The organism is Peptoniphilus sp. SGI.035 (genome assembly GCF_050315115.1).
GTDB lineage: Bacteria > Bacillota > Clostridia > Tissierellales > Peptoniphilaceae > Peptoniphilus_A.
Map to the genome: position 1 here is coordinate 1 of NZ_JBNPOJ010000029.1, position 12,484 is coordinate 12,484.

Genomic DNA, 12,484 nt, shown 5'->3' on the forward strand with positions numbered 1-12,484 from the left:
GGGAGCTCCATTTACCTCTGCTAGTATATCTCTCACAGATACTTTTTCATAGCCATATTGTTCAAACAATTTAGATGCAACATCTATAAGCTCCCTTTTTCTTTCTTCTGGATCTTTTACATTCCTCTTGGACAAAATCTCACCCCCAACGACCGACATTCGTTCTTTTGATATAAGTTATCATTTTCCCTTACTTTTGTCAAGAGCTATTTTATAAAATCGTAAATATGTCTAGTTTATTCAAAATAATATATTTTATTCTAAACAAACATCAGATATATTTAAAAGTTTTAGGTATTTCTCTAAACTTTTATACTTTGTATTTAATTTAGATTAGATATTTACTATATTTTATTATCTATTTCACTTATCTTCTCCTGTTGCATGAATTGTTCAAGTTTTTTTATTTTATCAAATATAAATATTTTATTTACTAGAATTTTTGCAAAAAAAGGAGGACTATTTATTTTAAAAGTCCTCTCAATATTTTATTCAATTTTCCATCCAGTAGCCTTTTCTCGTTTCTCTATAAAGCTCTTGTATATATTTGATTTTTTTATTAGCTCTCTATGTTTTCCTATACTTTCAATTTTTCCCTTATCCATAACAATAATTTGGTCAGCATTTTTAATAGTTTTAAGTTTGTGAGCGATTATAATAACAGTTTTACTTTTTAATAAATTTTTTAAAGCAATCAATAATTGTTTTTCATTTTCTGGATCTACACTTGAAGTTGCCTCATCAAGAATTACAAATTTACTTGGCTTTAACATAGCTCTCGCAATAGATATTCTCTGACGCTCACCTCCTGATAGGTTTGAACCACTTTCTTGCAAAACAGTATCATAACCTTGTGGTAATTTCATAATGAAATCATGGCACTGTGCTTTCTTTGCAATATTTATCATTTCTTCTTCTGTTGCATTTTCATTCCCAAATTTAATATTATTTCTTATGGTATCATCAAAAAGATACACGTCTTGAAACACAAAGCTGAAGTTGGATAAAAGTTCATCGTACTTGTAATTCTTAATATTTGTATCTCCAACTATTACTTCACCAGAATCTACATCCCAAAATCTTGCTATTAAATTACAAAGTGTTGTTTTACCACTTCCTGAAAATCCAACAAGAGCTGTAGTTTTCCCTTCTGGAACAATCATACTTAAATTGTTAAAAAGATTTTCTTTGTCATAAGAAAATGAAATATTTTTAATTGATATTTCTGCTTTATCTACTTCTTTCATTTCTCCTTCTTTAATTACAGGCAAATTTCTTAGACTAATTACAGTGTTAAGATTTTGTACGGCAACTCCCTTAATACTTTGCATACTTCCAGCTAACTCAAATCCTGAAAATACAACAAAGCTCATAACAATCAATATGATTGCTTTAGTAGCTTCAATATTTCCTGAGAAATATCTTATGATAGAACTAATAATTATTAGGCAAATACCAAGTTTAAATACTATCAAGAATAAAAACTGCGTTGGAACCAAAATTTTTTCTACATCAAGAAATCCCTTGCGGCTCTCTGTAATACTTTCGTTTAATTCCTTAACTGTATTTTGATCTTTTCCAAATGCCTTAGTTATTCCTATTCCCTTCACATATTCAAGCATTTTTTCGCTTAAATCCAATTTAAGTCCCAATAACCTTTCTGTCAGTTGATCTGTGCTTTTTTGCGTTAATAAGTTTACTACAATTCCAACAATCAAAGTCAATAATATAATAACAGCTGTTACAAAATCATAGGGTAGCATAAAAATTACCATAATCAATGTTTGTATTGTACCAACAAGCATTTGTTCAATAATAAAAACCCCAACTGTCTCAAGTTCACCCACAACAGTTGACAAGGCGCCCGCTATATTCCCTAAAGAATTTGTGCTAAAATATCCCATGTTTACATTTTTAAGTCGATCTCCAATATATAATCTATTTTCTGCACCCAAACTATAAGATGCAATATATTTGTTTTTGTCAGCCAAATATCCAAATGTGATTTTTCCTAGTAAACTTATAGCCGCAATTATAAATACTGTGTATACATCCTTCATTAAAACACTTTGACCTGTAAATATATTTTCGCAAATTTTGCTCAAACAAAATAAAATTGCAACTAAGGAAACTCCTTCAGATAGTCCTTTAAATACATCAAAAATAAGCATCCTTGTTATTTTATTTGAATATGACCCTGACACCTCATATAAAGTTTTTATCAATTCTCTCACTTTATATCACCTCGATTTCTTTAGATTCTGTATATACATCCCACATTTTTTTGTATCTCCCATTTAACTCGAGTAATTGTTTATGAGTGCCCTCTTCAATTACTTCTCCATTATCCACCACAATTATTTTATTTGCATTTACAATTGTAGATAACCTGTGAGCTACCATAATCACTGTTTTATCTTTAATTAACTTATCAATAGACTGTTGAATAACTGATTCATTGTCAGGATCAGAATATGCTGTTGCTTCATCAAGTAGTACAATAGGACTATTCTTTAAAAAACACCTAGCTATTGCAATTCTTTGCTTTTCTCCTCCAGAAAGATTTGCTCCTCCCTTCCCTACAATAGTTTCATATCCATTTGGTAGGCTCTTTATAAAATTATAGCAACTCGCTTTTTCACAAGCCTCTTTAATTTCATCCATACTCGCATCTTCTTTCGCCATCTTTAAATTTTCTAATATTGTTTTATTAAAAAGAAAGTTTTCTTGAGACACATAGCTAACAAGCTCCATATTCTGTTTTAAAGGCAATTCGTTCAAATTTGTTTTTCCAATTAAAATTTCTCCATTAGAAACATTCCAAAATCCTGCGATTAGTTTTGTAATAGTAGACTTTCCACTACCTGAATTTCCAACGATTGCAGTTAACTCGTTTTCATTTGCTTTAAACGAAATATTATTTAATACATTCTTTGACTCTTCATATGCAAATGTAACATCTTTAAACTCTACATCATAAGATTTTATATCTCTTACTTCTTCTCCTCTTTTTAAGTTAGGAATTTCCATTATTTTTTTTATTTCTTCAAATACAACTTTTATATTTGCTATTGTTTCCATATGACTCATAGCTTTTATTAATGGTTTATATGAAGCATATGATAGCAATATACACGTGATAAGAGTCCCTACTTCAACACTACCCTTCATAAAGAAATACAAGGAAGCTGGTAAAACGAATACCATAGTTGACGGGATAGTTTCCATAGTTGCTGTCATTGAAAAACAAACACTCAAATACCAATCAAGCATTGCGTTCTTATTCTCTTCAACAGTCTTTCTAAATTTCCCAAATGATGATGCTGATTTATTAAATGCTTTTATAACTTTAATACCATTTACATATTCAACCATTGTCGTATTCATAGCTTTAGCTGCTTCTTGGTATCTTTTAGATTTTTCTTCATAACCTCGCATCATTAACATTGAGAACAATAATCCCAATGGAATTGTAAGTAAATTTGCAATTCCTATTCTCCAGTCCATTATAAAAATTGTTATGATCAATACTATAGGAATGAATATATTAGCAATAACTTCTGGAATCACATGAGCAATCGGTTTTTCCATTTTATCAAGTGTTTCCACCATAAATTGAGACCACTGTCCGCTGCTTTTTCTTTCAACTTCTCCCATAGAAATTTTACTTAATTTGTCAGCTAATAACTTTCTTTTATCTTCAATAATCCTGTAGGCAAGATTATGAGAAATAATAGTAGATATTTCATGAAATAATATACTTGCCAAAAATCCCAAAAATACAGCAAAAATATATGGATAATAATTATTTAAATTTGCATTTTTTGCAACCAAGTTATTAATAATGGCTGCTACAGAAAAATAAGGTATTACACCAAATCCTACTCCTATTATCGCAATGAATACAGCTGCGAAAATCTTGCTTTTATGTCCCTTTAAGATATCCATCTTTTACCTTCTTTCATAAAATCTTTTTATTCTGCCATCGCAAATTTCCAATAATTTATTACATGTACTATCAATCAATTCATTATCATGCGTAACAATAAATATAATTTTATTATTTGAAAATTTTTTAATGACTTTGCTTATTTCGAGCATATTTGTATAATCAAGTCCACTCGTTGGTTCGTCCAAAATAATAATTTCTCTATCCATTAACATCCCCAATGCTACAGAAAGTCTCTGCATTTGACCTCCTGATAAGCACATAGGATGACGATTTTTTAATTTTTTAAGATCTAATTTTTCTAGAATATTATCTATTTGCTTTTCATCTATTTTAGAATCAAATAAACTAAATTCATCTCTTACAGATTCCGAAAAAAACTGATGAATTACATCTTGCATAACCATATAACAAAGTTTTCTTCGTTTTTTATATTTTATGGGACTTCCTTTATAGCTTATTTTTCCTTCGTTTTCTTTCAACAGTCCACACAAAATTCTCATTAATGTTGTTTTTCCTTGACCATTTTTACCTGTTATTGCAATAATATCTCCCTTGTTTCCGGAAATATTTATCTTATCTAAAATTTTTTGTTTCTTATTTTCATATTCTAAATTTGAAACTACAAAGTCATCAGATTCACAAAATGTGACAGGATTTGCAAAATCATCATTTTTCTTTCTTACAAAAGTTCTAAGTCCTAGTTTCTTTCGTGAGTCATCACTAATTGAAGAAAATTCCACATTTGAAAAAACATATTTTATTTTTCCGTCTTGTAAATAAATAGCTCTATCAATTAAATCCATTAAATAATAGAGTCTATGTTCAGAAATAATAATTGTCTTGCCCTGAGCTTTAAGATTTATAAGCATCTCTCTTATTCTTTCAATACCATACTCATCAATATTTGCAGAAGGTTCATCAAACACATATACATCTGGATTGGTAGCATAAATAGATGCAATAGCAAGTAATTGCTTTTCTCCACCTGACATCATAAAAACATTTCTGTTTTTTAATCTTTCAATTCTAAAATCACGTACTACTTTAGAAACTTGTCTTTTTATTTTATCAGGGTTTTCACCTAAATTTTCTAATCCAAATGTTAGTTCACTATCTGAATCTAAATTAAAAAACTGTGTTTTGGGGTTTTGAAAAATTGTTCCCACTTTCTCAGAAATTTCATATATCTTCATTTGTTTTGTGTTTATCCCATTTATAAAAATATTTCCTAATAAATTTCCCTCTAAAAAATGAGGAATCAATCCATTGATTAATTTTGTTATAGTTGTTTTCCCAGAACCAGATTTTCCGCATAATAAGATAACTTCTCCTTGATTAATCTTTATTGAAATTTTCTTTAACTGGTCTTCTAAGCTTCTCTTATAGGAATATGAAGCTTCATTTATATTAATCATGTTTCGTACCTCTTATAAAAATAATTTGAACTTTACATTGAAGAACATTAGAATGCATAATAGGATAATTACTAGATCCCAAGTGTTAAATTCTGCATTATCCATAAAAGTCTTCCTTGCAGGATTTTCTATCCCTCTAACTGTAATAGCTTGAGCTAATTCATCTGCAGTATTAGAAGCTGTAACTATTAATGACATGAGTCCTAATTGTATCTTTTTAAATCCAGTCACGCCTCTTATTTTTATTGCATCTGAAATTAATATTTTCTCCTCTCTTAAAGATGGAAAATATCTGATGCTTATAGCCAAAGAAATAATTAGACTTTCAGGAAAATGAATCATTTTTAAGGCATGCATAATATTACGTATAGGATTAGTTTTTATAAGAATTTGACCAACTAAAAAAATCGGTATTAACTTAGGAGCATGAATTACTAATAAACCAAAATGTACTGAAATGATATCTGGTAAAATTGGCAAAACAAAATATTTCAATCCCTGTAATAATAAAAATACAGATACTGCCTTTAAAGATATTTTAATAAGTCCCATAAATGATGCTATAATAGCAACCGTTAAAAGAATATAAACATCCATCTTTAGACTGTTATTTGTAAAACTTATTATACTAACTGAAATCAAAAAAATGATTTCAGTTAGTGGATTTAACTTTATAATACCTCTTACAACACCTTTCATTTATATGATTCCATCTTTCTCAAAACGCTTTTTGAACATAGCTTTACCTATATATGCACCGATAACTCCTCCAATAAATGCGGCAATTATCATACCAATAAGTGTTGGAATTGAAATTAAAGTTTGTAATTTATTTACATATTCTGGACTCATTCCCATTTCAATAATAGATTTCATATAAGGTTCTTGGAACAACCACATAGGTAATGGTGAGCCAATTAACCCGATACAAATCAATCCTGAAGATACGATTATGCTCTTTTGCTTTTTATACCCCAATACTTTTCTTGCAATTTCTGCTAAAATACCAGCAATAACACAAGTTACTACAATTGTGAAAGTGCATTCTCCTATAGCAAAATATATAATCCCTGTAATAGTTATTAAAAGAAAAGCTGTTCCTGGCTTTGAAATTTTAGACACTAATAACATATATATAAAATTACATATTATTCCTGTCATTGCAGGCCATAATAACCAAAGTATTGGTGAAAATATTGGAATAAACATTACAGCCATTGATAATGCCATATAAATCACTGAAAAAATACCAATATTGACTAAATCTTTTGTTTTTAATTTTGTTTCATTCATTTGAATACCTCCATTTAAAATTTATATATTTACCTATTTTAAAGTAACTAATTGATAATTATTTTCGTTAGTAAATTTTTCCTCATTTTGTTTACTTCCCTAAAAACGCAGAAAATCGGGTTAAACCCGATTTCAAAATTTATTTTATTTAGATTTTAAATTATGTTTTTTACTTTATAATCCTACTCCATCCAAAATTCATCGCTGCCTCCATCATGTCTATAAAATTTAAGGCTTCATCATAAGGATATCTATGTGTAATTATCTCAAATAAAGGCGTACATGCCATAGTGTAGAGCACATGAAGCTCTTCATCATTTAAATTATTTGTTTCAATCTTTTTTCCCTTGAGAGCCTCAATTAATTTCTTAGCACCCTGAACTTCAAGATTAACTAAATCATGACGAATTGATTCAAATTCTGTACCTTGGGAACAGTTAAATAGTAAGTTAAAAATAGAATCATTTTGATAAATAAATTCCAACAATTCCTTATTACTATCATCAGATTTTTTTTCAAAAGCTTCCAAACCCTTTGTTTTAATTTCCTCTATTGCTTGGTTTGTCAATTCTTTATTTCTTTTATATAAGTGATTAATGGCAGGACTTACAATTGCCTTAAAAATATCCTCTTTAGATTTAAAGTGTTTATATATTGCACCAGGTGTAACTCCAGCATTTTTAGCGATAGTTCTTACAGAAGCTTCTTCAAATCCATGTTCTGAAAATTCATTCTTTGCACTTCTTAATATTTTTTTTATTGTAATATCTTTATTCCTCAGTAAAAGTCACCTCCATATTTAAGATAACACTGTTTACTATATGGTAGCACTAACTAATTGCTTATGTCAAGTCCTTTGTCTATAAGCACTAAAATAATATTTCCTTATTTAAAAGATAATCCATTTTAAATATAAATAAACTTAAAAAACAGCTTAGTTAAATTATCTAAGCCGTAATTATTGTATTGGATATTTATTATTATCATTGATTAAAACTTTTTATAATAGATTTTATCTATTCAGTTTACATTTATGCATATTAATTCCTATAAAAACTCTTCAGATGTCTTTAAAATTTTATTAATCCTATTTTTGTATTGCTATTAATACTATCAATTTTTCACATTAAAACTCAATTTTTGCTAGCATTAATAATTTTTAAATTAAATTAAAGCTAAATAAAACTTTGACACCTGGATAAGTGTTTTCAATAAAAATACTTCCTCCTAAAATTTCTGCTATTTGCTTTGATATGAATAATCCCATTCCATGAGTTGTAACATGACTTAAATCCGAATTTTGAACTTTCTCTATTAATTTTTCTTCTATTCCTTGACCTTCATCTTCCATGGAAATAAACATCTTATCATTCAAAGAGTAAGCTGATACCTTAATTATTCCATCTGTATAGCTTAAAGAATTCTTCAATACATTTTCTACCATTCTATAAAATAAATTATTATTCATGTTTATTTTTACTTTATCAAGTTCATTGTCAAAAATTATTTCTCTATCAGGATATTCATTTAACTTTTCAACTATTAATTTTCTAAGTATAGGTACAGGGTCTGCCATAGTAAATTTATCTTTACTAAGTGAACTTATACTCATTGTCAAATTTAAATCTTCTATTATATTGGAAATTTTTAATATTTGCTCTTGAATTTTCGTAATTTCTTCTAAATTTTTCTCCTCTTTTATTTCATTTAGACTCCAAGATATTTTTGCAAGTGGTGTTCTTATGTCATGGCTAATCCCCCTAATCCACTTTGCTTGTGTTGATTTCAAGTCCTGATACTTCATGTTCGCATCATTTATTGATTTTGATAGTTCTGAAAGCTCGCCAACTTCTTCTAACTTATCAAAGTCTTCTTCATAAAGCTGCTCTATTGATTTTTGGACAGGGTCTAACTTTTTAAAGATATTTTTTACATCTATTTTATACATTAAGTATACTAAAAACAAAAATATCAGCAAAAAGAAAGCTGATAACTTTAAGTTAAAGGCAAAACTTTTATAATCTACAAAATTTATTGGAAACTTGTCAAAGGAATTTTTTGGATAGCCAAATACTATTAATCCGTCTCCTATTATATAAGTAAAGACTGGATAGTCATTTAAGTAATACCTAGTAAATCTTGCTATATCTGTAATCTCAAATTTATCTTTCACCTCATTTGGTTTATTAAAGCTTTCAATTACTTCTCCATTTTTATTAATCCTAATTGCCCAAATCTTTCTCCCTTCTAAATATTTTTTATTTTTTTTGTTTAAAAGTATTTCGCTTTTATTTTTGTCTACAAAATCAAATACTTCATTGGGATAAGGATTATTAGTTCTACTTTTGTAGCTAACATAGAGTATACTTAACAACATTAATACAAGAACAAATAATAATAAAATAATTCGAACAACAATTTTTGTAAATCTTTTTAAAATATAATTAAGCATTTAAACATCCTCATCAGAAACTAATTTATAACCTAAACCCTTTATTGTGACTAAAATTTTTGGATTTTTGGGGTCTTCTTCTAATTTTTCTCGTATTCGGTAAATATGAGTAATTAGTGTATTCTCATAGCCGTAAGTTTCTCCCCATACTTCATCTAATATTTGATTAATTGATACAATTTTGTTCAAATTATTTGCCAAAAGATTTAAAATTTGAAATTGCTTAGCAGTTAAATTTTCTTCCTTATTATTTCTAATTAACATTGCCCTTTCTTTATCAAAGATAACTTTACCTAACTTTATTCTACTCTCTGACATTGAGCCTAAACTTCTTCTAAGAACTGCCTCTATTCTCCAAAGAAGGTCTTCAGGCAAAAATGGTTTTACAATATAATCATCTGCCTTATTTCCAAAACCTTCTCTTTTATCTTCAATTCCATCTAAAGCTGATAAAATTATTACAGGTACTCTTGATTTTTTTCTAATTTTCTTTAATAATTCAAAGCCACTTCCATCTGGCAACATTAAGTCCAAGATGATAAGATCCAAGTTGTTATTGATGATTTTAAATTCAGCTTCTGCTAAATTTTTTGCAGTTAGAACTTTTTTGTATCCCTTACTTACTAAGTATTTATATAAGCTTTCCAATAAATCCTTGTCATCATCAATTATTAAAATAATCTGTTCTCTATTTTCAATCATATTAGATCTCCTTTTATTTTATTATATAATAACTTTCTTAATTCTCTAGTCAATATCACTCAATATTTTAATTTGTGATGTAAAAGTGATCTTGCTGAAATTATATCTTTATTTTTAATTGCTAAAATACATTCAAGGAAGGTGAAATATTATGAATAACATACTAAAGGTTGAAAACTTGAAAAAATTTTATGCAAGTGATTGTGTGTTGGATATTGAAAATCTTGAAATAGAAGAAAGTTCTATTTATGGTTTGATTGGACCTAATGGCGCCGGCAAATCTACATTGATGAAACTAATTTTAGGTCTTGTAAAAAAAGATTCTGGAAAAATTTTCCTATTTGGAAAAGAATTAAATGAAAAAAATCAAAAAGAGTTCAATAGAGTCCTTGGAGCTTTAATAGAAAATCCATCTTTTTACGAACATCTCACAGGGTACGAAAATTTAGAAATTATTTGTATGCTCAAAAATATAAGTAAAAATGAAATCACAAGAACATTAGAACTTGTGGGACTTACAAGTGCTACAAATAAAAAAGCTAAAGAATACTCGCTTGGAATGAAACAAAGACTTGGGATTGCTATCGCTTTAATTGGACATCCCAAAATGTTAATTCTGGATGAACCTATTAATGGACTAGATCCACAGGGGATAGAAGAAATGAGAAATCTATTTAATAATATTGTGACGAATTCTTCCGCTAGCATTTTAATTTCATCTCATATCCTAGACGAAATAGAAAAAATATCTACCCATATTGGGATATTAAAAAGTGGAAAATTAATTTATAATGGAAAGCTTTCTGATTATAGAATGATTCATCCTCCATTTATCTCCATTGAAACATCTGATAATATTAAAACCGCTTCCCTATTAAATATTTCTCAGAAAAATGTTAAAAATAAAAAACTAATCCTTGGAAAAAAATCTAATGATGAAATTGGAAAAATTGTTCATTATCTACACGGAAAAGTAGACATCTATCGAATCGAAGAAGAAAGGGAAAGCCTTGAAAAGCTATTTATAGCAGAAACCAAAGGAGTTAAATAATGAAAAATTTAGAAAGTAAAAAAAATAAAAAGCTAGGAATAAATTTTTTATTGTTTATAATTTTTGCATCTCAAACCTTGATTCCAGTAGGAGTTACTTTTTCCAGAACTGCATTAAATTCTGCATATTTTTTATATGAGCTTTTAGATGCATATTTTTTTATTAGCTTATTGGTCAATCCAATTTTAATATCTTCATTGGCTAAAAAAGTAATTGAAATTGAAGAGAAAAACAATATGTGGCAACTACAAATTAGCTTGGGAGAAAAAGTTACAGATATTTTATTAAATAAATTTAAAAATTTATCTTCTAAATTACTATTACTACAGATTATTCAATGGATACTCCTAATTGTTCTTTCAGAAAAATCAAAATGCTTTGTTTTTAATGTGGACGTTATAATTAGGCTTTTGCTTTTATTTATAGCTATCTTGTTTATCAATTTGTTTTTACTTGCTTTATTTATGATTATTGAAATGAAGACAAAAAAAGTTTATTTTACTTCTTTTTTGTCAATTATTGGAGCATTATCTGGAATTATATGTATGCTAACATCTCGATTGCTAAGCTATATAAATCCTTTTGCTTGGATTTCTTGCCTAATGAATATATCTTATATCAAAGAAGGAGATAAATTTATAAAAATATTAAATCCATTACAATATTATATCCCAATAATATCACTCTTATTTTTAGTAATCAGCATTATTTATATGAAGAACATGAAAAAATTCCTTTTAGAAAAAGAATAAGGAGGAAAAAATGTTAATATTAGAATTAAAGAAAACAAAATTTTTGAACTTATTGTTGGCATCAATTATAATACCATTACTTGCCAATATTTTTGGATTAATAAACTATCTTAATAACATTGAAATACTACGCTTTGAATGGAAAAGTCTTTGGACGCAAGTAACTTTGTTTTACTTTTCATTTTTCTTTATACCTCTTATAGCAATAGTCGTAGCAAGTCTATGGTCCGTAGAGCATAAGGCTAATCTAAAATTAGTACGAATTAGCCCAATAAAGAATATATCCTTTATAATATCTAAAGGAACTTTATCTTTACTTATAATTGCTTTGACACAAATGTATTTTCTACTTTTATTTTATCTTGAAGGAAAGTTTATCTGTCATTTTAAAGATACAAATTTTGGAATTTACATTTACTATATAAGTCTTAGTATTGTACTTTCACTACCTATGATTTTTGTTTTTCAATTTTTAGCAATAAAAATAAAATCTCTAGGCATAATAGTTCTTTTATCGACTTTTACATCAATACTAGGCTTTGCTTTAACCACACAAAATATATTACCTATATTGGCAAAGATCATGGGTCTTAATTACCTATCCCTAGAACTAAATAACGGAAGGTTTATTAATACACAAAATTTAACATTATTATTTGTATTTGCTATTGCAGAGACAATTGTATTTTCTTATCTTACAAATAAGTCGTTAAAGTATGAAAAATAAATATGTAAATTGTAAATTTATGGGTGAAGCATACAATTGCATCACCCAATTTTTGCGACAAAAGCTATTTTAATATCGCTTAATATAAGTAGAAGTCTGAAATAGATGATCTATACTCTATTCCTTGACATCAATACTAC

At 27.7% G+C, this 12,484-nt stretch carries 12 protein-coding genes and 1 pseudogene; 3 read left to right on the forward strand and 10 right to left on the reverse strand.

All coding sequences use genetic code 11. The annotated features are described in order from the left end of the window. The 10 genes and pseudogenes from ACQRC6_RS09205 to ACQRC6_RS09250 all read right to left on the reverse strand — a co-directional run. Positions 1 to 159: TetR/AcrR family transcriptional regulator (locus ACQRC6_RS09205; protein WP_427848664.1), on the reverse strand; the 159-nt coding region annotated here is incomplete at its 3' end. A 329-nt stretch (positions 160 to 488) separates the two neighbouring features. Next, positions 489 to 2,234, reverse strand: coding sequence for an ABC transporter ATP-binding protein (locus tag ACQRC6_RS09210; protein ID WP_427848654.1), 1,746 nt, complete (start codon positions 2,232 to 2,234; stop codon positions 489 to 491). Position 2,235: 1 nt separating this feature from the next. Further along, a complete protein-coding gene (locus ACQRC6_RS09215; RefSeq protein WP_000353266.1) occupies positions 2,236 to 3,948 on the reverse strand; it encodes an ABC transporter ATP-binding protein in 1,713 nt (570 codons plus the stop codon). A 3-nt stretch (positions 3,949 to 3,951) separates the two neighbouring features. Continuing rightward, positions 3,952 to 5,367 (reverse strand): ABC transporter ATP-binding protein, encoded by a 1,416-nt coding sequence (locus tag ACQRC6_RS09220; RefSeq protein ID WP_427848655.1) that lies wholly within the window; start codon positions 5,365 to 5,367, stop codon positions 3,952 to 3,954. Between the two features lie 12 nt (positions 5,368 to 5,379). After that, positions 5,380 to 6,066, reverse strand: coding sequence for an energy-coupling factor transporter transmembrane component T (locus ACQRC6_RS09225; RefSeq protein ID WP_427848656.1), 687 nt, complete (start codon positions 6,064 to 6,066; stop codon positions 5,380 to 5,382). Then, positions 6,067 to 6,660: an MptD family putative ECF transporter S component gene (locus tag ACQRC6_RS09230; protein WP_427848657.1), complete on the reverse strand. Its 594-nt coding sequence runs from the start codon at positions 6,658 to 6,660 to the stop codon at positions 6,067 to 6,069. A gap of 169 nt (positions 6,661 to 6,829) precedes the next feature. Further along, positions 6,830 to 7,228 carry a hypothetical protein gene (locus ACQRC6_RS09235; RefSeq protein ID WP_427848658.1) on the reverse strand — a complete coding sequence of 133 codons (399 nt, stop codon included), beginning with the start codon at positions 7,226 to 7,228 and terminating at the stop codon, positions 6,830 to 6,832. 102 nt (positions 7,229 to 7,330) lie between these two features. Further along, a pseudogene (locus tag ACQRC6_RS09240) lies at positions 7,331 to 7,441 on the reverse strand (TetR family transcriptional regulator); the annotation flags it as partial. A gap of 378 nt (positions 7,442 to 7,819) precedes the next feature. Beyond that, positions 7,820 to 9,112, reverse strand: a complete 1,293-nt coding sequence (locus tag ACQRC6_RS09245) for a sensor histidine kinase (protein ID WP_427848659.1) — start codon at positions 9,110 to 9,112, stop codon at positions 7,820 to 7,822. After that, entirely contained in the window at positions 9,113 to 9,814 is a 702-nt protein-coding gene (locus ACQRC6_RS09250) for a response regulator transcription factor (protein ID WP_427848660.1), read from the reverse strand. Between the two features lie 151 nt (positions 9,815 to 9,965). Here ACQRC6_RS09250 and ACQRC6_RS09255 point away from each other — a divergent pair, with 151 nt between their 5' ends. From ACQRC6_RS09255 to ACQRC6_RS09265, 3 genes are read left to right on the forward strand one after another with little or no spacing between them, the layout of a single operon-like run. Continuing rightward, on the forward strand, positions 9,966 to 10,865 hold the full coding sequence (locus tag ACQRC6_RS09255; protein ID WP_427848661.1) for an ABC transporter ATP-binding protein: 900 nt from the start codon (positions 9,966 to 9,968) through the stop codon (positions 10,863 to 10,865). Next, positions 10,865 to 11,617, forward strand: a complete 753-nt coding sequence (locus ACQRC6_RS09260) for a hypothetical protein (RefSeq protein WP_427848662.1) — start codon at positions 10,865 to 10,867, stop codon at positions 11,615 to 11,617. Before ACQRC6_RS09255 ends, ACQRC6_RS09260 begins: the two co-directional genes overlap by 1 nt. A gap of 10 nt (positions 11,618 to 11,627) precedes the next feature. Further along, entirely contained in the window at positions 11,628 to 12,344 is a 717-nt protein-coding gene (locus ACQRC6_RS09265) for a hypothetical protein (RefSeq protein WP_427848663.1), read from the forward strand. Positions 12,345 to 12,484: the final 140 nt, after the last annotated feature.